General features: G+C 63.7%; 24 protein-coding genes. 15 read left to right on the forward strand and 9 right to left on the reverse strand.

The features are described 5' to 3' along the window. The first annotated feature begins 287 nt into the window (after window positions 1–287). Window positions 288–1,073, forward strand: coding sequence for a response regulator transcription factor (locus AB4Y34_RS29515; protein ID WP_368718004.1), 786 nt, complete (start codon window positions 288–290; stop codon window positions 1,071–1,073). A gap of 160 nt (window positions 1,074–1,233) precedes the next feature. Then, on the forward strand, window positions 1,234–3,999 hold the full coding sequence (locus AB4Y34_RS29520) for a LuxR C-terminal-related transcriptional regulator (RefSeq protein WP_368718005.1): 2,766 nt from the start codon (window positions 1,234–1,236) through the stop codon (window positions 3,997–3,999). Between the two features lie 38 nt (window positions 4,000–4,037). On the opposite strand, the gene AB4Y34_RS29525 is transcribed toward AB4Y34_RS29520, so the two are convergent. Next, entirely contained in the window at window positions 4,038–4,451 is a 414-nt protein-coding gene (locus AB4Y34_RS29525) for a DUF3175 domain-containing protein (RefSeq protein ID WP_368596134.1), read from the reverse strand. A 62-nt stretch (window positions 4,452–4,513) separates the two neighbouring features. Further along, window positions 4,514–5,020, reverse strand: a complete 507-nt coding sequence (locus AB4Y34_RS29530) for a PRC-barrel domain-containing protein (RefSeq protein ID WP_176383067.1) — start codon at window positions 5,018–5,020, stop codon at window positions 4,514–4,516. A 302-nt stretch (window positions 5,021–5,322) separates the two neighbouring features. Here AB4Y34_RS29530 and AB4Y34_RS29535 point away from each other — a divergent pair, with 302 nt between their 5' ends. Both AB4Y34_RS29535 and AB4Y34_RS29540 read left to right on the forward strand, forming a co-directional pair. Continuing rightward, complete coding sequence (locus AB4Y34_RS29535; RefSeq protein ID WP_176383065.1) at window positions 5,323–5,634, forward strand: hypothetical protein; 312 nt, start codon at window positions 5,323–5,325, stop codon at window positions 5,632–5,634. Between the two features lie 87 nt (window positions 5,635–5,721). After that, window positions 5,722–6,018 carry a hypothetical protein gene (locus AB4Y34_RS29540; RefSeq protein WP_176383063.1) on the forward strand — a complete coding sequence of 99 codons (297 nt, stop codon included), beginning with the start codon at window positions 5,722–5,724 and terminating at the stop codon, window positions 6,016–6,018. A 27-nt stretch (window positions 6,019–6,045) separates the two neighbouring features. On the opposite strand, the gene AB4Y34_RS29545 is transcribed toward AB4Y34_RS29540, so the two are convergent. Continuing rightward, on the reverse strand, window positions 6,046–7,326 hold the full coding sequence (locus AB4Y34_RS29545) for a DNA topoisomerase IB (protein WP_368718006.1): 1,281 nt from the start codon (window positions 7,324–7,326) through the stop codon (window positions 6,046–6,048). A gap of 121 nt (window positions 7,327–7,447) precedes the next feature. Here AB4Y34_RS29545 and AB4Y34_RS29550 point away from each other — a divergent pair, with 121 nt between their 5' ends. The 5 genes from AB4Y34_RS29550 to AB4Y34_RS29570 all read left to right on the forward strand — a co-directional run bounded on the left by AB4Y34_RS29550 (window position 7,448) and on the right by AB4Y34_RS29570 (window position 10,171). Further along, window positions 7,448–7,792 (forward strand): chemotaxis protein, encoded by a 345-nt coding sequence (locus AB4Y34_RS29550; RefSeq protein WP_176106065.1) that lies wholly within the window; start codon window positions 7,448–7,450, stop codon window positions 7,790–7,792. 150 nt (window positions 7,793–7,942) lie between these two features. Then, on the forward strand, window positions 7,943–8,494 hold the full coding sequence (locus AB4Y34_RS29555) for a type 1 glutamine amidotransferase domain-containing protein (protein WP_368718007.1): 552 nt from the start codon (window positions 7,943–7,945) through the stop codon (window positions 8,492–8,494). Window positions 8,495–8,575: 81 nt separating this feature from the next. Continuing rightward, the gene (locus AB4Y34_RS29560) at window positions 8,576–9,148 is read left to right on the forward strand and encodes a DUF4142 domain-containing protein (RefSeq protein WP_176383056.1); all 573 of its coding nucleotides are present in this window, start codon (window positions 8,576–8,578) and stop codon (window positions 9,146–9,148) included. Then, a complete protein-coding gene (locus AB4Y34_RS29565; protein WP_176383054.1) occupies window positions 9,145–9,489 on the forward strand; it encodes a DUF1488 domain-containing protein in 345 nt (114 codons plus the stop codon). Before AB4Y34_RS29560 ends, AB4Y34_RS29565 begins: the two co-directional genes overlap by 4 nt. 100 nt (window positions 9,490–9,589) lie before the next feature. Continuing rightward, window positions 9,590–10,171 (forward strand): hypothetical protein, encoded by a 582-nt coding sequence (locus AB4Y34_RS29570; RefSeq protein WP_368718008.1) that lies wholly within the window; start codon window positions 9,590–9,592, stop codon window positions 10,169–10,171. A gap of 86 nt (window positions 10,172–10,257) precedes the next feature. Here the strand turns inward: AB4Y34_RS29570 and AB4Y34_RS29575 are convergent, their stop codons facing one another. Next, entirely contained in the window at window positions 10,258–10,500 is a 243-nt protein-coding gene (locus AB4Y34_RS29575; RefSeq protein WP_368718009.1) for a hypothetical protein, read from the reverse strand. Between the two features lie 219 nt (window positions 10,501–10,719). Here AB4Y34_RS29575 and AB4Y34_RS29580 point away from each other — a divergent pair, with 219 nt between their 5' ends. After that, window positions 10,720–11,172 (forward strand): PA2169 family four-helix-bundle protein, encoded by a 453-nt coding sequence (locus AB4Y34_RS29580; RefSeq protein ID WP_176106061.1) that lies wholly within the window; start codon window positions 10,720–10,722, stop codon window positions 11,170–11,172. 91 nt (window positions 11,173–11,263) lie between these two features. Here the strand turns inward: AB4Y34_RS29580 and AB4Y34_RS29585 are convergent, their stop codons facing one another. Further along, the gene (locus AB4Y34_RS29585; RefSeq protein ID WP_176106060.1) at window positions 11,264–11,602 is read right to left on the reverse strand and encodes a BON domain-containing protein; all 339 of its coding nucleotides are present in this window, start codon (window positions 11,600–11,602) and stop codon (window positions 11,264–11,266) included. A gap of 509 nt (window positions 11,603–12,111) precedes the next feature. Here AB4Y34_RS29585 and AB4Y34_RS29590 point away from each other — a divergent pair. Both AB4Y34_RS29590 and AB4Y34_RS29595 read left to right on the forward strand, forming a co-directional pair. Then, complete coding sequence (locus AB4Y34_RS29590; RefSeq protein ID WP_176383047.1) at window positions 12,112–13,596, forward strand: RNA polymerase factor sigma-54; 1,485 nt, start codon at window positions 12,112–12,114, stop codon at window positions 13,594–13,596. Window positions 13,597–13,761: 165 nt separating this feature from the next. Further along, entirely contained in the window at window positions 13,762–14,937 is a 1,176-nt protein-coding gene (locus AB4Y34_RS29595) for a pyridoxal phosphate-dependent aminotransferase (protein ID WP_176383045.1), read from the forward strand. Window positions 14,938–14,946: 9 nt separating this feature from the next. Here the strand turns inward: AB4Y34_RS29595 and AB4Y34_RS29600 are convergent, their stop codons facing one another. Together AB4Y34_RS29600 and AB4Y34_RS29605 are read right to left on the reverse strand one after the other, a co-directional pair. Then, a complete protein-coding gene (locus tag AB4Y34_RS29600; protein WP_368718010.1) occupies window positions 14,947–15,744 on the reverse strand; it encodes a sulfotransferase in 798 nt (265 codons plus the stop codon). A gap of 193 nt (window positions 15,745–15,937) precedes the next feature. Further along, window positions 15,938–16,927 (reverse strand): ferritin-like domain-containing protein, encoded by a 990-nt coding sequence (locus AB4Y34_RS29605; protein ID WP_176383041.1) that lies wholly within the window; start codon window positions 16,925–16,927, stop codon window positions 15,938–15,940. Window positions 16,928–17,144: 217 nt separating this feature from the next. On the opposite strand from AB4Y34_RS29605, the gene AB4Y34_RS29610 reads away from it, so the two are divergent. Further along, window positions 17,145–18,887 carry a S10 family peptidase gene (locus AB4Y34_RS29610; RefSeq protein ID WP_368718011.1) on the forward strand — a complete coding sequence of 581 codons (1,743 nt, stop codon included), beginning with the start codon at window positions 17,145–17,147 and terminating at the stop codon, window positions 18,885–18,887. A gap of 95 nt (window positions 18,888–18,982) precedes the next feature. Next, the gene (locus AB4Y34_RS29615; protein WP_176383036.1) at window positions 18,983–19,729 is read left to right on the forward strand and encodes a FadR/GntR family transcriptional regulator; all 747 of its coding nucleotides are present in this window, start codon (window positions 18,983–18,985) and stop codon (window positions 19,727–19,729) included. Between the two features lie 44 nt (window positions 19,730–19,773). On the opposite strand, the gene AB4Y34_RS29620 is transcribed toward AB4Y34_RS29615, so the two are convergent. Both AB4Y34_RS29620 and AB4Y34_RS29625 read right to left on the reverse strand, forming a co-directional pair. Beyond that, complete coding sequence (locus AB4Y34_RS29620; protein WP_368718012.1) at window positions 19,774–20,913, reverse strand: Gfo/Idh/MocA family protein; 1,140 nt, start codon at window positions 20,911–20,913, stop codon at window positions 19,774–19,776. Between the two features lie 3 nt (window positions 20,914–20,916). Beyond that, a complete protein-coding gene (locus AB4Y34_RS29625) occupies window positions 20,917–21,684 on the reverse strand; it encodes a sugar phosphate isomerase/epimerase family protein (RefSeq protein ID WP_368718013.1) in 768 nt (255 codons plus the stop codon). 234 nt (window positions 21,685–21,918) lie between these two features. On the opposite strand from AB4Y34_RS29625, the gene AB4Y34_RS29630 reads away from it, so the two are divergent. Continuing rightward, complete coding sequence (locus tag AB4Y34_RS29630) at window positions 21,919–22,911, forward strand: LacI family DNA-binding transcriptional regulator (protein WP_176383030.1); 993 nt, start codon at window positions 21,919–21,921, stop codon at window positions 22,909–22,911. Window positions 22,912–22,967: the final 56 nt, after the last annotated feature.

Genomic DNA, 22,967 nt, shown 5'->3' on the forward strand with positions numbered 1-22,967 from the left:
AATTCCTCGCTCGCCCAGTCTGCCGTGTCGTCTCCGATCGCCAATCCGCAGCCGCTACATCAATTGAATGCGCGAAAGTTAACACCGTCCGAACCAGTTTACAAGCGGACTTGTGGGTAAAGCTCAGTCCCCGAAGGGGGGGATTTGAAAAGCGACTGGCTCTATCTTTCTTCTCGAAATTCAACAAGGCCTACCGGACCGGCTCAACTGGCCGCTCACGCCTACCTGCCGCCGCATTTGTGGGAGGCCGGTCTTCCAGTCGGCAGCGAGAAGGAAAAAGGTGATAGATGATTATCCTGTTGGTCGAAAACGATCCCGCACAAGCTGATTCGATCGAAAGGGAAATCGGACAGTCCGGACATCGAATCAGCAAGGTCGAGCGGGGCAAGGACGCAATCAGTTTTCTGCAGGCCAACGAGGTCGATCTCGTGGTGCTCGATTGGGAACTACCGGGCATGAGCGGCTTCGAGGTGCTGTACTGGATACGCCGTCATCTGGGCCGCGAACCCGCGGTGCTGTTCGTGACCAGACGGCTTCTGGAAGCGGAGATCGTGCAGGCGCTGGACGCCGGCGCGGATGACTACGTCGTCAAGCCGTTCCGGGCCAAAGAACTGGGGGCAAGGGTTGGCGCGCTGTTGCGTCGCACACGGCGCAGCATAAAAGTGGAAAGCGCCATCGCCGTTGGGCCGTATATCTTCGACGTCACGCAGCGCGGTGTTTTTCTGCACGGCGAATCGATCCTGTTGACGGAAAAGGAATTCGACGTGGCCGCCTATTTCTTCGCGCACGTCGGACGGGTCGTTTCCAAACGGCTTCTGGCAAAGCTTGCCTGGGGCCGCGAACTGGACAGTACCTCGCGCACGATCGACACGCACATCTACCGGCTTCGACGCAAGCTGGCGCTGCGGCCGGACAACGGCGTGCGATTGACGACCGTCTATACCCACGGCTACAGGCTCGACGAGGTCGCTACCGGCAGTGCGTATGCGCAGGCGTCCGAGGTTTCCGAGCCGGACGATCCCGTCGCGGAGATCGACACGCCCGCGCAGCGCGCACAAAGCAATCTGCGCTAGCGATTCGACCCGAGACCCTATGCGACCCGAAGCGGATACCGGTCCTCGCGGCTCGTTGCGCAGCTCTGCATTGAGTCGTCACACGGTTCGGCGTATCTTCGAGACGAATTCACAACGACCCCTCCATGCCTCTCACGGATAGCCGGTGAGAGGACCACCCATGAATACACCCGCTGATAGTTTCGAGCGTGAATGGATCGTGTCGCTGATCCAGACCAAGATGATGCCGCCGCGTCTTCCCGCGGGTTGCGTGCAACGGCCGGGCTTGCTCCGGCGACTCGATGAACGACGTCCGCGTCACATTACGCTCGTGACCGCGCCCGCGGGCTTCGGCAAAACGACTTTGCTTGCCGCATGGAGCGAAGCGCAAGCGAGAAAGAAGCGTCCCGTTGCGTGGCTCAGTCTCGATGGAGAAGACGACGACCCGCAGCAACTCGGCGCCTATCTGGTGGCGACGCTTTGTCGGGCGTCGAAGGAGATCGCATGGCGGGCGCAGCAACTTCTCGATAACGATGCACACACGCCGGTCAGAACGGTCATTTCAGTGCTGCTCAATGACATCGCCGCATACGGCCGCGGGGTTTTCCTCGTGCTCGACGACGTCGACCGCCTGAGCGCGAAACCCGTTCTCGCGATCGTGTCGCGCCTGCTGCGCTACGCGCCCGATAACCTGCACGTGCTGCTCGGCGCGCGCGGCGAACCGGCGTTGTCGCTGAGCGCGCTGCGCTCCCCCGACAAACTTTCGCGTGTGACCGTCGACGACCTGCGCTTTTCGCTCGACGATGCTCAAGCGTTTTTCCACCACACCAGTAATGCGCTGCTCAACCGCAACAGCGTCGAGTTATTGAACAGCGCGACCGAGGGATGGGTTGCCGGCTTACAGCTGGCTTCCCTCGGACTGAACCGGGTCGATGACGTGGTCGCGCTCGCCAGTCATCTCGCCGGTTCCCGATTCGGCATCGATCGCTACCTGAACGATACGGTGCTTGCGCATTTGCCGCCGCACATGCAGACGTTTCTGCTGTACACGTCGATTCTCGAACGGCTTACCGCGACGCTGTGCGACGACGTCATGGGTGGTGAAGGCGACAGCGGTGAGAAGCTCGACTGGCTCGAGCGTCATAACGTGTTCATCCGGCCGCTCGATGAAGCGCAAAGCTGGTATCGCTATCACGCGTTGCTGAGCGATGCGCTGCGCCGCCGACTGATGCGTCAGGCGCCACGACAGGTTCCGTTGCTGCATCGTCGGGCCAGCCTATGGTTCGCGCGGGCGCGTCTGTGGCCCGAAGCCGTGCGACATGCGCTGGCCGCGGGCGACATCGGGCAGGCGGCGCAGTGGGCCGAAAACTGTGCGATGGAGATGCTTCAACGCGGCGACCCGTTCATGCTGCCGGGCTGGATTCGCAAACTTCCGCCGGACGTGATCGCGAGTCGACTGCGCTTGCGTCTGGCGAAAGCGTGGGCACTCGCAATGTCGCTCGAAACCGCGCGCGCGTCGACGGAGATCGGCGAGATTGCTGACGAGTTCGAGCGTATGGCTCGTGATGATCGGACCGCAGCCAACGAGGTCGCGTGGGCGGAGATCAACGCGATCCGCGCGGTGATCGCTTGTGTGAACGACGACAGCGAGCATGCGCTGGAACTCGGGCGTGCCGTCGAGGCATCGACGGCGCCTGCGGAACCCTGGGTGCGCCAATACGGGCAAAGCGCGGAGATTTTCGGCTTGATGTATAGAGGGCAGTTCGCCTATATCTCGCGCGTCTGGAGAGCGCGGGTCGATCAGGTGGGACTCAGCCAGAAGCCGAACAGCGCGGATATGCTGCGCGACGCGGTGTACGGCGTCGCCGCGCTGATACACGGCGATCTTCCCGATGCGAGGCGGGTGATGGAGGTCGCGATGCGCTACTCCGAAGACAAGCTGGGGGAGTGGTCGGCGGCCGCGGCCGCGGTTTCCGGTTGCCTTGCGTCGATTTACTACGAGTGCAACCAATTGTCCCAGGCGCGGAAGTTGATCGACGCTCGCATGACCATCGCGCTGGAGACCTCACCGCTCGCCGCGTTGATGCGCTATATGCTCACCTCGGCGCGCCTGCTGTGGCGCGACGGCAAAAAGGGGCCGGCGCTGGCCGTTCTCGAGGACGGCCGACAGCTCGCGATTACCCGTCGATGGTTGCGTCTGAAGCTCGCGTGCGATGCGGAATCCGTCCGGCAGCTGCTTGCCGACGGTAGGGTGGTCGAGGCGCGTCAGGTCGCCGACGAGCTGAGCGCGAGCGTACCGATGATGTGCGAAGGCCGACGGGGCTCGGCAATGGAAACGTGGGCGAGCTACTGTGTGCTGCAAGCCCGTGTTCTGCTCGCCGAAAATGCCGCCGCGGACGCCGTCGGTTTTCTTTCGCGCTTACTCGACAATCTGGTTGCACTGGGCTGGCGCTACACCGAGGCCGTCGTTTCGTTGCTGCTCGCTCTCGCGCACGAGCAGAACGGCGCTTCGGACCAGGCTTTCGGCGCGCTGGGAAACGCGCTGCGGATCGGCGGCGCGATGGGGATGATCAATAGCTTCGTGGACGAGGGACCGCCGATGCGTGCGTTACTGGAACGCTTTCGCCGCGCGCCATCGGAAATCGCGAGCGGGCACGCGACGTATATCGACACGGTGCTGTCGGCTTTCGACGAAGCGGATCACCCGCCATCGTCTTCGCCGGGTCATGCCGACACCAAGGTAACGCCGGGCACACTGAGCGCGCGAGAACTCGAAATACTGGGCTACGTCGCTCGCGGGCTGTCCAACAAGGAAATCGGGCGATCGCTGAATCTGGCGCCCGAGACGGTCAAATGGCATATGAAGAATGTGTTCGAGAAACTCAACGTCAATTCGCGATTCGAGGCCGTGCAGAGTGCCTTCGGCATTCAGCCTGGCGACGACTGAAGCGTCTGGCCGCGTAATGCCGCCGCGATCCCGGCAGCTCACCGCGGCTCGCGTCCAAACGCTTCGCGCAGCTTGCGCTTGGCCTGTTGCAACGTATCGCGCCGCTCCTTCGGCAGGTTTCGGCCCGCCCGATTGACGTAGAAATTGAGCATCGACATCGCGGATTGAAACGGCGTGCCCTTGCGTCGTCGGCTCACCGTCGACGAGTGCTTCAACGATTGCGCGATGGACTCCGCGCTGCCGGTTTTGAAAATATCCTTCTGGATGTCCATCGCGTCGCTCGTTTCCATCACGTGATGCGACCATTTCTTCGCGCCGGATGCGCCGCTCGACTTCGCGGTTTTGGCGCGATGCGCGGCCTGCGCCTGCGCATGGCGCTGGCGCGGTGGCCGTCCCGACTTGCCACGCGACACAGGGCGTTTCGATCTGCTGCTGGTCTTTCGGGTCGCCATTGTGTTTGCTCCTGAAGCGGAATGCGGGACTGGCCACGCATCGGAAATGGTCGGTTCGGCGATCAGAGCTTCACGCCGCCGGCCTCGGGTGCATCCGACGAACCCGGGGGAATGTCACCGACGCCCACGTCGTTGCGGTTCGTATAGACGTCGCCGCCCCAGTACGGTTCGCTGCCGTAGTACTGATGCACAGTGGTGGCCCACGTCTGATCCGCCATCGATGGCCAGTGATCCTTATCGAATCCCGGGGCGTTCTTCACGCGCTCGGCCACCATGTTCAATACGAAGCATTTTTCCTGCGTATCGAGCGTCAGCGCACTCCACGGAATCGCAAGCAGCTTGTCGCCGATGCCGAGAAAACCGCCGCTCGACAGCACTGCGTACGCGATGCGGCCCGACCGCACGTCGAGCATGATGTCCTTGATCTTGCCGATGTGCTCGCCGTCGCTGCTGATGACCTTGTTGCCGTCGAGCGTAGCCGCAGCCATTACGTCCGGGCCTGGGCCTTCCGCGGTCGCGGCGCCTTTGCCGACGATGTTCGCGCCTTGCGTCTGGGTCTGCATCACCATGATGGGCTCCTTTGATGGGGTGAATGTACCGAGGCATTTAGCAACGGCCGTTCCATCGAGCCGTGTTGCGCCATTACTCTATGGCACCCGGCGCCGCATTCTCCCGACGAGGCGCAGCGCGCGTAAAGGATGCGAGTGCGTTTGCAATTTTTGCGTCCATGCCGACGCAAGCGCTGCCCATCGAAGCGCGATGCGCGCATGCGACGCATGCATCGCGCGGCATAGGCCTTGCTCGACTTTCAGTGATGGCGGCAGGAACTAAGGATCACATCCGTCCTTTTTACTTCATGGAGAGAAGCCAGATGAGCAAGTATCCGAAGGCATGGCTGGTCGCGGCATGTGTGGCCGCGTTGGGCGCCGTCGCGTCGGGCGCCGCGTTCGCGCAGACGGGCGGCGGCAACGGCAATAGCGGCGCCGGCGGCGGCAATGCGCATGGCGCGGCGACCGCCGCGCCGACGGCGGGCAACGAGCCCGCACCGAATGCGATGGGCAGCACCGGGGGCTCGACTTCGTCGATGAAACACCATCACAAGAAGTCGAAGGCAATGAAGCCAATGAACGACACGACGAACACGCCCGGCGCCGATGCCAGCAGCGATACAAAGGGACAGTAACGCTGGATCGATGCGCAAGCGGCAATGCGCCGTTGCGTTCCTCGTGACGCACGGACGATGCCGCTTCGCATCGGGGGGGAGAATATCGTGACCAGGAACATTCATTTTCAGGCGAACATCTGCGGGGGGGACTTCGCGCACGTTCGCGAGTGCTTCAGCAACTGGAAATCCGAGACGCTCGTGTATCGTAGGCAACAGCCGATGTTCGAAGGCAAGCAGGAAGTGCGGCCGTTGTCGGAGCGCGTGTTCGACAACGGCGAAGTCGCGCATAACACGCTCGCGAGCGTTTGTTCGCCTGGCGACGCGTATGCGCTGGCGGCCGAGATACGCGACGGCGAGCGCGATGTCTGGCTCGTGATGGCGGCATTCGAGGAAGACGTTTGAGCCTTCGCCGATTCATCGCCGAGCCCGTCACTGGGCCGCCGGTTTCGATTCAGATGGCAGTTCCAGCCCAGTGTGCATTTGGGCCGCGGCGCTTTGGTGTTTGGCGGCGGGGGATTTCTTGCGCACCACGCGCGATTTTTTCAGCAGACTCGTCAGGGAACCGTTGATGGTGTCGTCGGCCGGCGACTCCCGCGTCTTGCGTCCTTTCCCACTGGTCGCGCGCGCGAGTTGCGCCGCGCGTTTTTCCGCTTGCGCCAGCAGCACCGCGAAGGCCACTTCATCCACCTTGAGTCCGCGGCGCGCTTGACCTGGCGCGAGGCTCCGCAATTCGTCGGCCTCGAACGCGCTGATGATCGCCGGGTGGATATAACAGCGCCGGCAGACAGCGGGCGTATTGCGCAACAGGCTCGCCACGTCTTTCACGGTTGCGACGATATGACCGCGCGCTTCGGCTGCGCTGCTGCACATCAAACGGCGCAATGCCGCCAGCGCGTATACGCTGCCGGCCCATGTGCGGTAGTCCTTCGCGGTGAAGTCGGCGCCGCTCACGCGGCGCAGGTAGTCATTGATATCGGTCGAGCCGACGCCGTGGCGCGTCCCGTCTTCGTCGAGATACTGGAACAGGTCGTGGCCGGGCAGCTCCGCGCAACGTCGCACGATGCGCTTGACGGTTGGATTGTCCACGGTCACGTCGTGCTCGATGCCGCTCTTACCGCGAAACTGCAAGCGCAATTGACCGGCCTTTATCTTCACGTGCCGCTTGCGCAACGTCGTTAATCCGAATGACTGATTGTCGCGCGCGTATTCGGCGCTGCCGACGCGAATCAGCGTCGTGTCGAGCAACTGCACGATGGCCGCGACGACCTTGTCGAGCGGCATGCCGGTCAGCTTCAGGTCACGCGCGACACGCGCGCGGATTTTCGGCAATGCACGGCCGAACTCGGCCATCCGTTCGTACTTGTCGGCGTCGCGTGTTTCGCGCCAGCGCGGGTGATAGCGGTACTGCTTACGGCCGCGCGCGTCGCGGCCGGTCGCTTGAAGATGACCTCGCGGATCGGGGCAGATCCACACGTTTTCATAGGCGGGGGGAATCGCGAGCGAGTTGATGCGCTGGATCTCGTTCTCATCGACGATGCGCCTGCCGTTCAGGTCGAAATAGATGAAGCCGTTCCGCTCGCGCTTGCGTGTGTAGCCGGGTTGCGTGTCGTCGGCGTGGCGCAGGCCCGGCGGCATCGGCTGCGGTGCGGTGTGGTCGGTCGCGCTCGCCGGGTTGCGTGATGCGGTCGTGGAATGAGTGGCGGTAGTCATGGTCGCAAGTAGAAGTTTCAAGCGGCTGAAGCAAGGGGAATGCCATTCACACTGAACCGGGGCGCTTGAGCGGAACGGTCCTTGCGGAAAGTCGATGTGACCAACTGGAAAGGGGGCTTTCATGACCAGCACACTCAATCCCGATGAAGAGCCGCAGCGGACTGTCAAGCAAACCTCCGGCACGACGGGCGCGCTGGGTCCCAGCGACTCGTCCGATAGCGGCAGCGACGTGGCGGGCGCGAAGCGTCACGATTTCGACGTCGATACGGAGCTCGACAATCACGCGCTCGAAACCGGCGACGCGGAACTCGGCAGCGATACCGATCGCTCGGGTACGGGCGAGCGCGCGTCGGCGGACGGCGATTCGACATTGGAAGCGGATCGCGATATCGACACCGACCACGTCGTCGATCCGCGAGTGCCTCCGGGCGCGGAGCGATCCGGTGAAGAGGAAACCGATGTCTGAGGAGGTTGCGTTTCGCGCACGAAGCGGCTCGCGCCGACCGGCGCAACCGGGCACGGGTCTTGCGGAACAACGTTTTTGTGAAGGCGCCGCGCTATGCACCTGCATAACGAGCAAGCGAGCGAGCGCGGGGCCACTGGAAGGAGAGGACGCATGAGTGATGCACTGAATGGCTACAAGGTAGCGGTACTCGCCGTAGACGGCTTCGAGCAGGCGGAACTCGTGGAGCCGAAACGCGCGCTCACCGAGGCGGGCGCGACGGTCCACGTGATTTCGGCGAAGCCGGGCAAGATCCAGGGCTTCAAGCACGTCGACAAGGGCGACACCGTCGATGTCGATGCGACGTTCGACAAGGCCCGTCCCGAAGACTACGACGCGCTGGTGTTGCCGGGCGGCGTCGTGAACGGCGATGCGTTGCGACTGCTGCCGCAGGCGCAGGCTTTCGTCAAAGCGGTCGACAGCGCGAAGAAGCCGATCGCGGTGATCTGCCACGGCACGTGGCTGCCGGTATCGGCGGGGATCATCAAGGGGCGCACGGTGACGAGCTGGCCTAGCCTGCAGGACGATATTCGTAACGCGGGCGGCACGTGGGTCGATCAGGAAGTGGTCGAGGACGGCAATCTGATTTCGAGCCGCAAACCCGCCGACCTGCCCGCATTCAACAAGACGCTGATCGGGCAACTGACGAAGCGCAAGGCGGCTTGATCGAAGGGCGGCGCGCTGGCTTCGACGCCGGCGCGTTGTGATTCGATACTGCGCATCGGCGATTCGACAGGGAGAAAGTGCATGAAATTCCGGTATTCCCTACAAGTGTTGACCGCCGCGCTGGCTGCGTTGGGCGCGAGCGCGGCAACGATCGACACGGCCAGCGCGCAGGCGAGCGATGCGCCCGCGAGTGCCGCGCCGGCCGGTAAAACGACGCTGTCGCCCGCGGATCAGCAGTTCGTGCTCGAAGCGTCAAAGTCGGACGCCACCGAAATCGCCGCCAGCAAGATCGCGCTGAAGAACTCGAACGATCCGCAGGTCAAGAAGTTCGCGCAACAGATGATCGCCGACCACACGAAGCTCTCGCATGCGATGGCCGCGCTGGTCGAGAAGAAGGGCTTCAAGCCGACGCCGTCCGCGGATTCCGCGCTGGTCGGCAAACTGCAGACGTTGAAGGGCTCCGGGTTCGATGCGGCCTACGTCGAGCAGGTCGGCGTGGAAGCGCATCAGCGTGCGGTGGATCTGTTCCAGCAGCAAAGCGAAAGCGGCACCGACGCGCAACTGAAGGCCGCGGCCATGCAAGCGCTGCCAACCATCAAGCATCACCTCGAGATGGCGCAGCAACTGGCCGGCAAATTGAAGGGCTCGTCATGAACGCGATCCTGCCACGGCCCGCTTATGAGGACTCTCTGATGCAGATCACTTTCCCCGACGACGACCCGGTCTTCGACGGCGCCAATCTGACCGTGCGGTTTCTTGCGCGCGTCGATGGCGAGCCGGTGGTCTGCTCGATCACCGCCGAGGCTCTGGAAGATCATTTCGGCGCGGAATCCGCGCTCGAACCTGCGTTGATGGCCGCGTTCGACAGAGGTCGTCAGCGCATCCGCTCGGTCTGCGCGGAAGCGCTCGACCAGAACAACGGAGAAGGCGTGGTGTTGCATAGCGGACTGTTCAGAGTGGAAGGCATGGAACCGGATCGCGGCACCGCGGCGTAGGGGTGCCGCGTGTCGCACTGACTGGGCGCGCTGCTCGTGACGCGCGCCACCCCGGTGGCGGTATGGTCCGTGAACGCTAGTCAACGATAAAGGAGGCGTAATGTCACTCATCGTCGCAGCACGCTTCACGACGTTTCCGGCCGCGGAAGGCGCGGCGCAAAAGCTTTTCGAGGCGGGTTTCGTCGAAGAGGACGTCACGCTGTTTTTCGTCAATCCGCGCGGCCAGCACGCACGTTTCCCGATCGGCGGCGACACGGATACAGACCCCGGCGCGCGAGAGGCGCCTAAAGGCGTAGGCATGGGCGTGACGATCGGTGCGGTCATCGGCGCGGTGATCGGCGTGGCGATTTTCGCGGCGTTTTCCGCACCGCTGCTGGTGTCGCCGATCGCGGCGGGCGTCGGCGCGTATGTCGGTTCGCTGATCGGCGCGATGTTGCGCACCAAGGAGCATGGCAAATCGGACTATCGCGTGCCGTATCACGAGGAGGCCCGCAAATCGGGCGTGCTCGTCGCCGTGCACGTGTCGCCCGACAATCAGCTCGATGCCGCACGCGTGCTGCGTGACGCGGGCGGCGTGTCGATCGAGAAGGCGACCGGCCGCTGGCAGCAGGGACACTGGGCCGATTTCGATCCGCTGAAGACGCCCGAACCGATCAAGGAATTCGCGGAGAAGCGCGAGTGATGTAAGCGATGCGGTATGCCAACGGAAAACGGCCCGATGACGATGATCGGGCCGTTTTCGGTTTACCGCGCGATTTCGACGTCGCGCTACACCCACGGTTGCCGCGTGTCGTGCGGCGGCTGAAATCGTTCGAGCTGCCTTTCGCTATTCGTCGGCCAGCATGAGGCCGGCGTGAGGCCGTCATGCAAGCGGCCGCACGTCGACATCGTTGCATGCGGCTGAGGCGCCGCCGCGTCCGGCGACGCGATGTGCGCGCGAATCTGCATCACGGTGGCCGAACTGACGATTGCGACCGCCGCCAGCAATTTGATGCTGCCGGATTTTTTCATCGCGATTCCCCTGTCGTTATAGATTGCCGAATCGATTGAATCAGCAACTGCTGTGCCAACCCAGCGAAGGTCGAAACGCGGCGCCAGGCGTGTATGCCGGGCACGCGTGATGCGAGCTATCCCATGCAGCCCGCCGCGCGTCGAACCGATTCATCGCGACGCACATAAAAAGCTGCGCGCGGCGGATTCCGCGATGAACGAAACCCTTGGAGGTATTGAATGGCTACCAACGTTGTTTCCGTATTGAATGACCTGGTCGAAACGTCGAAGGATGGCGAAAAGGGCTTTATGAAGGCAGCCGAGGATGCGCACGACGAAGAGTTGAAGATGCTGTTTCGCTCGACAGCAGACGAGTGCTCGCGCGGCGCGCGTGAGTTGCAGGATGTCGTTCAGACCCTGGGCGGCAAGCCGGAAACCGGCGGCAGCATGACCGGTGCGCTGCATCGCGGCTGGGTCGACGTCAGATCGGCGGTTTCGGATCGCAGCGACCATGCGATTCTCGCCGAGTGCGAAAAGGGCGAGGACGTCGCGAAGAAGCGCTATCACGATGCGCTCGAAAAGGATTTGCCGGCCGATGTGCGTGCGATTGTCGAGCGGCAATACCAGGGCGTACTGCAGAATCATGATCGCGTGCGCGATCTGCGCGACCGGTATGCGGCGATGAAGCGTTGATCGACGCATCGATGCAATAGAAAGAGCCGGCTCCGCAGCCGGCTCTTTTCGTTCCGCTCAGTCGAATCGGCGTGAACCGATCATGCGGATATCAGTCAGCGGCCACCTTCAGATGGTTCTTCACGCTCTCGACACCCTTCACGTTCTGCACGACATCCTCGGCGGCGGTCTTGTCTTCGGCCGATGGCACCGAACCCGTGAGCCACACGACGCCCTTGCGGGTCTTCACGTGGATATGCGTCGATTTGACGTTCTTCGCGGCAAGCAGATCGGCCTTAACCTTGGTCGTAATGGTGCCGTCGTCGATATGCTGGCCGACGCTTTCCGACGCCGCGGGCGGAGCCGAAGCGCTGGTCTGGGCGTTCGCGTTCAGCGCGAACGCGACGACAGCGATACTGCCCGCGGTCTTCAGAAGCTGGATCGTCTTCATGGTTTTCTCCTTCAGGTGGTGATGAAAATGGCGGTCTTGTTGCCGGTGGCCGATCGCGGCGCGAGCCGCTGATGACACACGTGGGATCGTCGCCGCTACGGTACCGTCAGGGGCCCGTTTCTCGACACCGTGCGCCGTACTCGCATCCACGCATGACTGGCATGTTTACGAAGGGCGGCGTCCGTCCACACCACGCTGCTCCGCATGGATCGTGCCCGGCCGCTGCGGTCCCGGTGACACCGCTCGCGAAAGCCGTATCCATTGGCTTTTTCGACTGATGAATCGGGCTGCGTTGCGACCGTGCCCGAGGCCGTCCGAGGTGTGAAGAAAAGGGACCGGAAATTGCCAGCCGTTTGTAAAAACCGGCGCTCGCGGTCCCGTCAATTCCTCCGTCTGAATAAACAAAGCGTAATCAAAACAGCGTCTTGCGCGACCTGGTACGGACGTTGCGTTGAAGAGTGCACTCGGCCCATTGAGTCTTTGACTACCAACGAACGGGATCTACTCCAATGCCTTCAATCGAACTACGCACAAGGCAGTCTCTTGCACTGACGCCTCGTCTTCAGCAGTCGGTGCGTCTCTTGCAATTGTCGGCTCTCGAGTTCCAGCAGGAATTGCGCACGGCGCTCGATACCAATCCGTTCCTCGAATACGACTCATCCGAAGCAGAGGACGTCGCGCTCGCCGGCACGACGCCGGCTGACGGCGAAGACGCCAACGTGCCCGCCGCCGATACGCTAGCCGTCGCCGAGCCGGACGGACTGCCGGCGGAAAACTCCGCTAGCGATACGCTCGAAAGCGCGGGCCAGGACGACATGCCCGCCGATTTTTCCGGCGACTACGGTTCGCGCAGTTCGGCGCGCCAGAACGGCGACGCAGACGGCAGCGACCCGGCCGAATGGGCTCGCTCGCAACCCACGCTGCGCGAGCAGTTGCACGACGCGTTGCGCCTATACCGGCTCGACGACCGCGATCGCGCGGTGGCCCGTTTCATCATCGAGGCACTCGACGAAGACGGGTATATGCGGCAGTCGCTCGCCGACCTCGCCGACAGCGTCGATCTCGAGCCCACGCTGACCGAGGAAGAACTGCTGGTCGCGTTGCGCCTCGTGCAATCGCTCGATCGTCCGGGGCTCGGCGCGCGTTCGCTGTCGGAATGCCTCGCGCTGCAGATCAATGCGCTGCCCGCCAATACGCCGGGGCGCGACGTCGCGCGGCAGATCGCCGAGCATCATCTGGAACGTCTCGCGCGCCGCGAACAGGCCGAGTTGCAAAAGCAGATCGGCTGCAGCGCGGAGGAACTGCGCGTTGCCTGCGCGCTGGTGCGCAAGCTCGATCCGAAGCCGGGCAATTGCTACGGCCGCGCCGAGGATAACTATGTGGTGCCCGACGTGCTCGTGCGTCAGGTACGCAACAAGTGGGTCGTGTCGATCAATCCGGCAGTGCAGCCGCGGGCGCGAATCCATCGCATGTATGCACAGCTGTTCGCGCAGTCGGCCGGCGCGAGCCGCTCGCCGCTCGCACAGCAGCTGCAGGAAGCGCGCTGGCTCATCCGCAACGCGCAGCAGCGCTTCGACACGATCCAGCGGGTGGCCGAATGCATCGTCGCGCATCAGAAGGCCTTCTTCCAGTACGGCGAGATCGCGCTGAAGCCGATGGTGTTGCGCGACGTCGCTGACGAGCTGGGTCTGCACGAATCGACGATCTCGCGGGCGACGGGCAACAAATATATGGCGACGCCGCGCGGCATCTTCGAGTTCAAGCATTTCTTCCCGCGCGAGCTCGGCACCGAAAGCGGCGGCACCTGCTCGGCCGCGGCGGTGCGCGCGCTGCTCAAGGAGATGATCGCCGCGGAGAACACGCGCGATCCGCTGTCGGACGTGACGCTCGCGAAGATGCTCGCGGATCAGGGCGTGCTGGTCGCGCGGCGCACGGTGGCGAAATACCGGCATCTGATGAAGGTGCCGCCGGCGGAACTGCGCCGGCAGCTTTGACGCACCGAAGTTTTAACGGGGGTTTGAAGCAAAGCAGTCGTTCAAACAGCAGTACATTGCGCACAGGGTCATGCGGGGTTGTCCGCTCGCATGACCCTTTTTCGTATCTGGACGTTTCGCCGGCGTGCCTTTACATTGGCGGGTCGAATGGAACGGGTGAGCGCAATGAAGTATTCGAATCTGGTCGAGCGGCTGCAAGGGCGTCGCACGTCGGCGTGGGAAATTCATCGGGTCGCGCAGCAGGCGGCAGCGAGGGGCGAAGACGTGATCGTGCTGAGCGTAGGAGACCCCGAATTCTCGACGCCCGCGCCGATCGTCGAGCGCGCGATCGATGCGCTGCGCGCCGGCGATACGCACTATACGGCGATGGCCGGTCGCGAGCCGCTGCGCGCCGCGATCGCCGCCGAGCACGCGCGTACCACGGGCCGTGACGTGAGCGCGGCCAACGTGGTGCTGACCGCCGGCGCGCAAAACGGCGTGTTCGCGGTGTCGCTGTGCCTGCTCGAAGCCGGCGACGAAGTGATCGTTCCCGAGCCGATGTATCTGACCTACGAGGCCTGCGTGCGCGCGGCGGGCGCGACGCTGGTCGCGGTGCCGGTCGATCCGGTGCGCGCGTTTCACGTCGATTGCGACGCGCTCGCCGCGGCGATCACGCCGCGCACGAGGGCGATCTTCTTCGCGACGCCATGCAATCCGACCGGCGTCGTGATGCAGCGCGCGGATCTCGAGCGCATCGCGCGGCTTGCGTGCGAGCACGATCTGTGGGTGCTGTCCGACGAGGTCTATGCGGAACTGACGTTCGAACGCGACCATGTGAGCATTGCGTCGCTGCCCGGCATGGCGGAGCGCACGGTCACGATCGGCAGCTTGTCGAAGTCGCACGCGATGGCGGGATGGCGCGTCGGCTGGGCAATCGGGCCGGCGACGCTGATCGAGCACATGACGCGGCTCGCGCTCGCAATGCTGTACGGCCTGCCGGGCTTCATCCAGCAGGCCGCATTGACGGCATTGGAGAACAGGGCCGAGTTCGTCGCCGAGATCCGCGAGATCTACCGGCGGCGGCGCGACGTCGTGTTCGAGCGCTTGCGTCGCGTGCCGGGCTTGCGATGCCTGTTGCCCGAAGCGGGCATGTTCGTGATGGTCGATGTCAGCGGGACCGGGCTCGATACGACCGAGTTCACGTGGCAGCTGTTTCGCGCGCGAGGCGTGGCCGTGCTCGACGCCAGCGCGTTCGGGGAAACGGCGAACGGCTTCGTCAGGTTGGGGCTGGTGGTGGGCGAGGATCGATTGATCGAGGCGTGCGACAGGATCGCGCGATTCGTGGAAGGGGTGCGCGGCTGAGAGGCCACCTCAGGCCGCCGCATAACCCAGCCGGCGCGCCTGGATTCCCGCGAGAGCGAGCAGGGTGTCGTCGCTCGCGGCCGTATCGGGAATCAGATATAGATCGCCGATATCGGTCACCGGATCGCTGAACGGCGTCGGCGAGTGGTGTTGCGAGATCAGGAAGTCGCTGATCGGCGATGCGTCCGCGAGGCCGAGAAACTGCCCGATGCTGGCCGCCGTCTCACACGGTTCTTCGATGACCTTCCGGTACGACACGGTCAATGCGTGAGGCGCCGGGATCTCTTCGAAGAATGCGTTGATCTCGCCGACGTATTGCCCCCACACGCGGATGCCGTCTTCGATCGATCCGGTCCAATGCTTGTGCAAGAGGGAATTGGCCACGTGGCGAGGATCGCGGTGGATATGAATGAAGCGCGCCTGCGGCAGCAGTTCGCGTATCAGACGCAAGCAGGAACCGGAGCGCGGCAGGCGTTCGATCGAACCCGTTCGGCCCGACAGTACCGTAGGGTCGGCGTACGACGGATGCTTGTCGCCCCAGATCGGCGCGCCGAACTTCAACTCTTCGCGATAGAAGCGTTCGACCCACCCGCCCAGCGTACGACGGCCGAATGCGAGCAGGCGGTCGCGTGAACTCTCGCCGAGCAGATCGGCGCGATGGCAGCCGACTTCGAGGAAGTCCTTCAGCAATGCAAAGACGCGGCATTCGTTGGTCAGCTGGATCAGAGGATGCGCGTTCAGCACGGAACAAAGAAAGGTCGTTCCGGACCTGGGCGAGCCGACGATGAACAGCGGGAAAGACTCCATTGCGCGCTCCTTGTCGTTCGTCCGGGTTCCTAGCTTACGCAAGCCGTATGGCGTCAGCCTGACGCGGGCATGACTGCCGCGCCATTCGCTTCGATGGCGAGTGACTTCTTCCGTCAAGCAGCGATTCGCAATTCTCGAATGTGGGGCGCGCGCCGGCAGAACGCGTATGCGTTCGGCGTGGCTTACTCGCGGTTTATCTTTTCTTGCGCACGAACTTCAAGCCGAAGCGCACCAGCCGCGGCATCGTTTCGGGTCGCAACAGCCGTGGGTCATACCCCGCGAAGCGACGTTCGTTTTCCTGAAGACACAGTTGCATCAATTCGGGCACGCTGATATCGACATCCGTCACTGACTGCGCGCCGTTGACCGTGAAGTTGTTATCGTGCTCGTGGACGTTGCCATCGGCATCCATCGCACGCGCGAGCCCGATACGCTCCCAAATCAGAAACGCCCACACGCCCGCCACCTTGAGCTCGAAGCGGATACGCTGCCACCACGAAAGCTGCGCGCGATGCCAGGCGACCCAGTTCGCGAACAGCAGAATGTGGCGGCACTCTTCCTGCATCACCGGCTCGAACGTTTCGGTCAGTTCCGGCGGAAACAGGCCCGAGCGCCGCGCCACCTCGAACAGGCCGAACGCGAAGAAGCTGTCGATACATTCGCTATAGCCGGTCACGAGGTAAGCCCGTTCCGTGTCTTTCGGATAGATGTACGGCGGCTCGCTCGCGAGCTCGATGCCATACGCATGCACCATGCGCGACAACACTTCCTTATGGCGGTTTTCTTCCCACGCGTTAAGAGCGAGCGCGTCGCGCAGGTCCGGGGTGTCGAGCGTCGCCGCGTAGGCGGCCATGCGCAGACGCGCCCTGCCTTCGGTTTGCACGGCGATGTCCCAGATCGGCAGATCGACGATGCGCTTGAGCGTCGCGGCTTCGAGCGGCGGCCATGCGAGCACGGACGGGCGATACGGATTGAAGGTTTCGCGAAACATGCGGCACATTTCGTGCCGGTGCACGTCCGAGCCGGGCGTCAGCGGGCCGCTGACGGTGCTCGTCCAGTGCCGCATCGCGTGCTCGGCGGCGTCGAGGGCCGAGGCGTCCGGCTGTTCCTGCGGCAAGTGCGGCGCGCGAAAGCCGGGGATCAGCGCGGCGGCGTCGAATGCATCCAGTACCAGTTGGTCCATTGGGTATTCTCGGCAAGGCGACGAAGGCGCTGTCGATTCTGCCATGACTGCGCAGGTGTGCGCCACGTGGAGGAAAAAGCGCAATGTAATGTTGGCGCGTGCCGTGACATCGACGGTTGACGCCGCGCAGACTTGCGTCAAGAATCGAACGCCGGGTTTGCCCCGGAATCCGGCTAGACGGAATTCCAGCGCACTTCGACTCGTCGCGGACGACTTCATGATTCTTCGCTTCTCTTCCTCATTGCGCCGCTTGCTGACAGTGGCATTGCCGGGCGCCGCGCTGATGGTGGCGCTTTGCGTCGCCGCTGTGGTGTCGTTCGGCGAACGGTGCATGGCAGCCGGACAGACCGATGCGAGGGGAGGCACGGACCCCGCCGCATCCGCGCCGACCGCGCCGCAGGTCGGCGAATCGGGCGAGCCGCACCCGATGACAGCGCGCCCGAACGACGAGCCGCGCAAGCGGACGGCGGCTGCATCGAGTGCACCGGACTCGGCCGACGCGACGGCGAGGCCTCACAACGACCGGGCGTCGGCGCCGGCGATTCCGGTGCCGCCCGAAACCACCAGCGTGACCACGCATTCGCTTCGCTTGAACGGTCGCAAGCTCGACTACACGGCCAGCGCCGGCAATCTGTTGCTGCACGATAAGTCCGGCGCGCCCACCGCGAGCGTGTTCTATGTCGCGTACACGGTGCCGACCAAAACGCCGGCGACGCGTCCGATCACCTTTCTGTTCAACGGCGGCCCAGGCGCTGGCAGCGTATTCCTGATGATGGGCTCGGTCGGCCCGAAGCGGGTGCGCACCGCGAGCCACGCGAGCACGCCGCCCGCGCCGTACACGCTCGAAGACAACCCCGACAGCCTGCTCGAGGTCTCGGACCTCGTGTTCGTCGACGCGGTCGGCGCGGGCCTGTCGAGACCGGTCGGGCATGGCACGGGCAAGGACTTTTGGGGCGTCGATCAGGACGTCAGTGCTTTTGCGCAATTCATCGACCGCTATCTGACGGTGAATCAGCGCTGGAATTCGCCGAAGTACCTGTTCGGCGAATCGTACGGCACCGCGCGCGCCGCGATGCTCGCTTATCGGCTGGGGCAGAACAATATCGCGCTGAACGGCGTGATCCTGCTGTCGTCGGTGCTCAATTCCGCGGCGTTCACGCCCGGCACCGATTTCAAGAGCGTGAGTTATCTGCCGAGTTTCGCAGCGATCGCGTGGTATCACGACAAGGTCACGCCGAAGCCCGCGAACTTGACGGCCTTTCTCGACGAAGCGCGCGCGTTCGCACGTGGACCGTATGCGCAGGCGCTCGATCTGGGCGATGCGCTGCCCGACGATCAGCGCGACGCGATCGCCGCGCGCGTCGCGTACTTCACCGGTCTCGACGTGGGCTTCGTGAAGCGCAACCGTCTGCGTCTTTATCCGTCGCGCTTTCGAAACGAGTTGCTGCGCAACGAGTCGCGCAGCGTAGGGCGCTACGATGCGCGAGTCGAAGGCCGGAATTACGACGATGCAGCGGAAGATCCCGATTTCGATGCGTCGGTGAACAGCGTGTCGAATGCGTTCAATGCGGCGCTTCATCAGCATCTGTCGGAAGACCTGCATTACACGCCGACCGACCGTTATATGGTGTTCAGCGACGACGCGTTGAAGCAGTGGGACTGGAAACACCGTGAATGGTGGGGCGAACGGCTGGAGCTGCCGTACGCGGGCGGCGATCTAGCCGAAGCGATGCGGCAGAATCCGCAGTTGCGGGTGCTGTCGCTGAACGGCTACTTCGATCTCGCCACGCCGTTCTACGCGACCGAATATGCGCTCGCGCATCTCGGCCTCGACCGGTCGCTGCGCGAGAACGTGCGAATTGCCTACTATCCGACCGGCCACATGGTGTACCTCGACGATGCCGCGATGCACGCGATGAAGCGTGATCTCGTGAGCTTTTATACGGCTCAGCCGCGTTGAGATCGGCGAATCGGCGCACGATGTCGAACGGTATAATTCCACGCACCGTGCAGTAGCCGCGCGCTCCGTCAACCGCGCTTCATCGTTTGCCGCTTATGCCATTCACCCCGATTCCGTCCTTCGCGCGCAAGCGCATTTCCGACGTGGTTTCCGACCAGATCAAGCAACTGATCTCGGAGGGCTCGCTGATGCCCGGTGACCGGCTGCCGGCCGAGCGCGATCTCGCGGCGCAGCTCGGGGTGTCGCGTCCGTCGCTGCGCGAGGCTCTGATCAGGCTGGAAGCGGACGGTTACATCGAAACGTCGGGGCGCGGCGGTTTCACGGTGGTCGACGTGACCGCGCCGATCATCTCGAAGCCGCTTGCCGAACTGCTGCTGCAGAATCCGCGTACCAGTGCCGACATTCTGGAGTTGCGCCAGGGGCTCGAAGCGATTTCGACGGTCTATGCCGCGCAGCGCGCAACCGCCACCGACCTGAGGAAAATCCGCGCGGCGTTCGAGGCCTTGAAGGCTGCGTCCTTGTCGCGCGATCGCGCGAATCTCGCCGAACTCGATGCCGCGTTTCATCTGGCGATCGCCGACTCCACGCACAACGTCGCGCTGGCGCACGTGATGCACGGCATTCACACGCTGATTCGCGAGGGCATGCGCCAGTATCATCGCTTGATCGATTACGACGATGCGATGGAAAAGCAGTTGATGAGCCAGCACCAGGCGATTTACGACGCGGTCGTCGCACGCGATGCGCCCAAAGCACGCAAGGCCGCCGAGCGGCATCTGGCCTTCGTGCGCGAGATCTACGAGGACGATGCGACGAAGCTGTCGGCTGCCGTAATTTCCTGAGTAGCCCGGCCACGCCAAACCTCTGGCGACGGAGGCGAGGCGGGTCAGTCGGCGAGAAATACCTCTTCGCCTCGTCCCAATGGCACGACCACGGGTCGCTGCACGGCGGTGTCGATATCGATGTGCCGTCCCTCGCGCGAAGAGCGTTCGAAGGCATCCAGCACCTCCAGCACATGCAACGCCAGTGCGCCGCTCGCGCGATGCGGCCGATCCCGACGCAACGCCACCGCCATGTCCAGCACACCCACAGCGCGGTAGTTGGCCACATGCGCGCCGCTCCTCAACGTGAAGTTGTCGGCACCAAAGGGATGATGCTGTGTGTCGAGCGGCTTGAAGCCACTATCACATTCGGCCACGCGCGGACTTCCGCCAAAGAAATTCGGGTCGACGCCCAACAGGGTGCCTTCGGTGCCATAGATTTCGATGGGCGCACGCTGATGGGCCCACACGTCCCACGAGGCACTCATCGACACGTTGGCTCCGCTCGCAAAATGCAGGATGCCGTTGACCGTCGTGGGCACCTCGACATCGATGATCTGGCCGCGGAGCGGCTCACTGGAGATGATGCGCTGGGGAAAACCGATGCTCGCGCACGCGGTCACGCGTGCTACCGGTCCCAGCAGGTTGACGAGCTGGGTCACGTAATACGGGCCCATGTCGTGAATGGGACCGCCGCCCGGCTTGAAAAAAAACTCTGGATTGGGGTGCCAGGATTCCATGCCGCGGGACAACACGGCCACGGCCCCGCCAATGGCGCGCCCGATGCGGCCGGCATCGAGCGCCTCGCGGCAGGCCTGATGGGCAGCGCCGAAGAAAGTGTCAGGTGCGCAGCCCACCCGTAATCCCGACGCCTCGGCTCGCGCCAGCATCGCGCGTGCGGACGCGAAGTCGGTAGCCAAAGGCTTTTCGAGGTAGACGTGCTTGCCCGCCTCGAGAATCTGCAGGCTTACCGGCACATGCGCGTGCGGCACCGTCAGGTTGATGACGATTTCGATGTCGGGGTCGGCCAGCAGCGCGTCCACCGTCATCGCGGCAACGCCGTGCTGCGCGGCCTTGGCCCGGGCGGCTTCCGGACGCAAGTCGGCGCAAGCCTTGACGCGCGCGAACTCCGAATTCGCCGCGCCGGTGAAATAGGCATCGCTGATGTTGCCGCAACCGATGATGCCGATGAGGACAGGTTTCATCGATCAGGCTCCGAGCTGGTGCAGATAGGCAAAGGCATTGCGGGCGAAGCGTTCGCCGTCGCTGGGATTGTCGTGCTCGGCGGCGAGGAAACGCGCACCCGCTTCGCGGCAGGCCGCCGAGAGCGTGGGCCAATCCATGACGCCGTGACCCACGTCGGCCCAGCCGTCTTCGTCCAGTTTTTCACCTGCGGGCGCGAGGTCTTTCGCATGGGCCGAGACCACACGGCCCGTATAACGACGCAGCCACGGCAGCGGATCGGCGCCGCCGCGAACGAGCCAGGCTACATCCACCTGCCAGCCGAGCGGGCTTGCCCCGGAGGACTCGAACAGCAGTTCCAGCGCCGTGGCGCCGTTCTCTTTCGCTCTCAGTTCCCAATCATGGTTGTGGTAAGCGAGACCGATGCCCTGATCGGCGAGCCGATGAGCGAGCTCGCCCAGCTCGCTGCCGAGCGCCCGCCAATATGCGGCATCACTGTCGCGCTCGGCCGGCGGCACGGCGGGCATGACCAACTGGGTGAAACCGATGGTCTCGCACGCCGCGATGACATCTTGCAAACGCTCACGCAGCATGGCCATGCTGAGGTGGCTGGACGAGGCGCTCAGGCCGCGGGCCCGAAGCTTGTTCCGGGTGTCGGCCGCATCTTCCAGCAAGGACCCGATCAGCTCGACCCGGCGAAATCCGGCTTGGGCTGCAATGTCGAACTGCCGGTCGAGGCCGCCCGCATTACGCAGGCTGTAAATCTGGATGGAAATGGGCAAGGCTTGATTCATGGTCGTCAGTCCAAGGAGTCAAGGGATGCGGCACGAATTGGAGCAGCGATTGCAGTGAGGCAGTGCAGGTCAGAGGGTAAGCGCTTTCCTGCTTCTCAGGAACATGGGCTTTACCCCTACGTAGGTAGGTATAGCCACGCACCCGGCAATCTACGTCTGCATCTCCACTAAATTTTGCTTATGGGTAACGCATATCGGGAAAAAATTTTCCCAGCGGTGCTACAATTGTTACCTATGCGAAGCAAACCCTCTATCGAAGCCGTCGCCCGCGAAGCTGGCGTATCGATTGCCACGGTGTCGCGTGTGCTCAACGGGACGAAGCCCGTGTCGGCGGCCACGCGTGAGCGGGTCGAGGCGGCTGTGAGCGCACTGGACTACCGCGTCAATCCGTTCGGCCGCAGCCTGAGTACCGGGCAGAGTCGCATTCTGCTGATGCTGATGCCGGACTTCGCGAACCCCTATTACGCCGAGATCGTGCGCGGGGCCGCCGCGGTCAGTCGCCAGGCCGGTTACACGCTGCTTCCGGCGGACCTGGAAGCCTGGGCGGGCACAGCGGACGCGTCGCTGCCGACGCTGCTCGGCAGTCTGAGCGACGGCGTCATCAATCTCGTGCCGATGTCCGACCAGGCAGCCCGGCGCGAGGCGGCGAATGGCAAGCCGTGGGTCAATTGCTCGGAGTTCATGCCCGGTAGTGATGTGCCTTATGTCAGCATCGATCACCGCCAGGCCGCTACGGACGCAGTGCAGTACCTGATCAACAAGGGCCACCGGCGCATCGGCTTCATCACCAGCGATGAGCGCTTCCTGTATGCGCGTCAGCGCCGCGAGGGCTATGACGCGGCACTGTTGCGCGCCGGCCTCGCGCCTGCGCCCGAGCTTGTGTGTGTGACTGGCGACAACAGCTACGCCGCCGGAAGCCAGGCGGCGGCAAATCTGCTGGCGGTGGTCGACCCGCCGAGCGCGGTGTTCGCCGTGTCGGACACGTTGGCGATCGGCGCGATCAAGTGCTTTAGCAAGGCCGGCCGGCGGGTGCCGCACGACGTGGCGGTAATGGGCTTCGACGATGTGCCCATCGCCGACATCTTCGAGCCGGGGCTGACGACCGTGGCCCAGCCGATGGTCGAACTGGGCGCCGCGGCCGCCGAAATGCTGCTCGCGCTGCTGGACGGCCGACGCCCCGCGCCGCGCATCTTGCAGCATCGGCTGGTGCTGCGGGAGTCGGTTTGAGCGGTCGTGTTGGAGAACAAACGAGTCGGCTCGCTCCCGCTGACGGCGGTCCCGCT

The organism is Paraburkholderia sp. BR10954, assembly GCF_040965775.1.
Classification (GTDB): domain Bacteria; phylum Pseudomonadota; class Gammaproteobacteria; order Burkholderiales; family Burkholderiaceae; genus Paraburkholderia; species Paraburkholderia youngii.

Excerpts from the sequence above, each read along its gene's own strand:
- AB4Y34_RS29515 (WP_368718004.1), top strand. The coding sequence starts at position 288 with ATGATTATCCTGTTGGTCGAAAACGATCCCGCACAAGCTGATTCGATC.
- AB4Y34_RS29520 (WP_368718005.1), top strand. The coding sequence starts at position 1,234 with ATGAATACACCCGCTGATAGTTTCGAGCGTGAATGGATCGTGTCGCTG.
- AB4Y34_RS29525 (WP_368596134.1), bottom strand. The coding sequence starts at position 4,451 with ATGGCGACCCGAAAGACCAGCAGCAGATCGAAACGCCCTGTGTCGCGT.
- AB4Y34_RS29530 (WP_176383067.1), bottom strand. The coding sequence starts at position 5,020 with ATGGTGATGCAGACCCAGACGCAAGGCGCGAACATCGTCGGCAAAGGC.
- AB4Y34_RS29535 (WP_176383065.1), top strand. The coding sequence starts at position 5,323 with ATGAGCAAGTATCCGAAGGCATGGCTGGTCGCGGCATGTGTGGCCGCG.
- AB4Y34_RS29545 (WP_368718006.1), bottom strand. The coding sequence starts at position 7,326 with ATGACTACCGCCACTCATTCCACGACCGCATCACGCAACCCGGCGAGC.
- AB4Y34_RS29550 (WP_176106065.1), top strand. The coding sequence starts at position 7,448 with ATGACCAGCACACTCAATCCCGATGAAGAGCCGCAGCGGACTGTCAAG.
- AB4Y34_RS29555 (WP_368718007.1), top strand. The coding sequence starts at position 7,943 with ATGAGTGATGCACTGAATGGCTACAAGGTAGCGGTACTCGCCGTAGAC.
- AB4Y34_RS29560 (WP_176383056.1), top strand. The coding sequence starts at position 8,576 with ATGAAATTCCGGTATTCCCTACAAGTGTTGACCGCCGCGCTGGCTGCG.
- AB4Y34_RS29565 (WP_176383054.1), top strand. The coding sequence starts at position 9,145 with ATGAACGCGATCCTGCCACGGCCCGCTTATGAGGACTCTCTGATGCAG.
- AB4Y34_RS29570 (WP_368718008.1), top strand. The coding sequence starts at position 9,590 with ATGTCACTCATCGTCGCAGCACGCTTCACGACGTTTCCGGCCGCGGAA.
- AB4Y34_RS29575 (WP_368718009.1), bottom strand. The coding sequence starts at position 10,500 with ATGAAAAAATCCGGCAGCATCAAATTGCTGGCGGCGGTCGCAATCGTC.
- AB4Y34_RS29580 (WP_176106061.1), top strand. The coding sequence starts at position 10,720 with ATGGCTACCAACGTTGTTTCCGTATTGAATGACCTGGTCGAAACGTCG.
- AB4Y34_RS29585 (WP_176106060.1), bottom strand. The coding sequence starts at position 11,602 with ATGAAGACGATCCAGCTTCTGAAGACCGCGGGCAGTATCGCTGTCGTC.
- AB4Y34_RS29590 (WP_176383047.1), top strand. The coding sequence starts at position 12,112 with ATGCCTTCAATCGAACTACGCACAAGGCAGTCTCTTGCACTGACGCCT.
- AB4Y34_RS29595 (WP_176383045.1), top strand. The coding sequence starts at position 13,762 with ATGAAGTATTCGAATCTGGTCGAGCGGCTGCAAGGGCGTCGCACGTCG.
- AB4Y34_RS29600 (WP_368718010.1), bottom strand. The coding sequence starts at position 15,744 with ATGGAGTCTTTCCCGCTGTTCATCGTCGGCTCGCCCAGGTCCGGAACG.
- AB4Y34_RS29605 (WP_176383041.1), bottom strand. The coding sequence starts at position 16,927 with ATGGACCAACTGGTACTGGATGCATTCGACGCCGCCGCGCTGATCCCC.
- AB4Y34_RS29610 (WP_368718011.1), top strand. The coding sequence starts at position 17,145 with ATGATTCTTCGCTTCTCTTCCTCATTGCGCCGCTTGCTGACAGTGGCA.
- AB4Y34_RS29615 (WP_176383036.1), top strand. The coding sequence starts at position 18,983 with ATGCCATTCACCCCGATTCCGTCCTTCGCGCGCAAGCGCATTTCCGAC.
- AB4Y34_RS29620 (WP_368718012.1), bottom strand. The coding sequence starts at position 20,913 with ATGAAACCTGTCCTCATCGGCATCATCGGTTGCGGCAACATCAGCGAT.
- AB4Y34_RS29625 (WP_368718013.1), bottom strand. The coding sequence starts at position 21,684 with ATGAATCAAGCCTTGCCCATTTCCATCCAGATTTACAGCCTGCGTAAT.
- AB4Y34_RS29630 (WP_176383030.1), top strand. The coding sequence starts at position 21,919 with ATGCGAAGCAAACCCTCTATCGAAGCCGTCGCCCGCGAAGCTGGCGTA.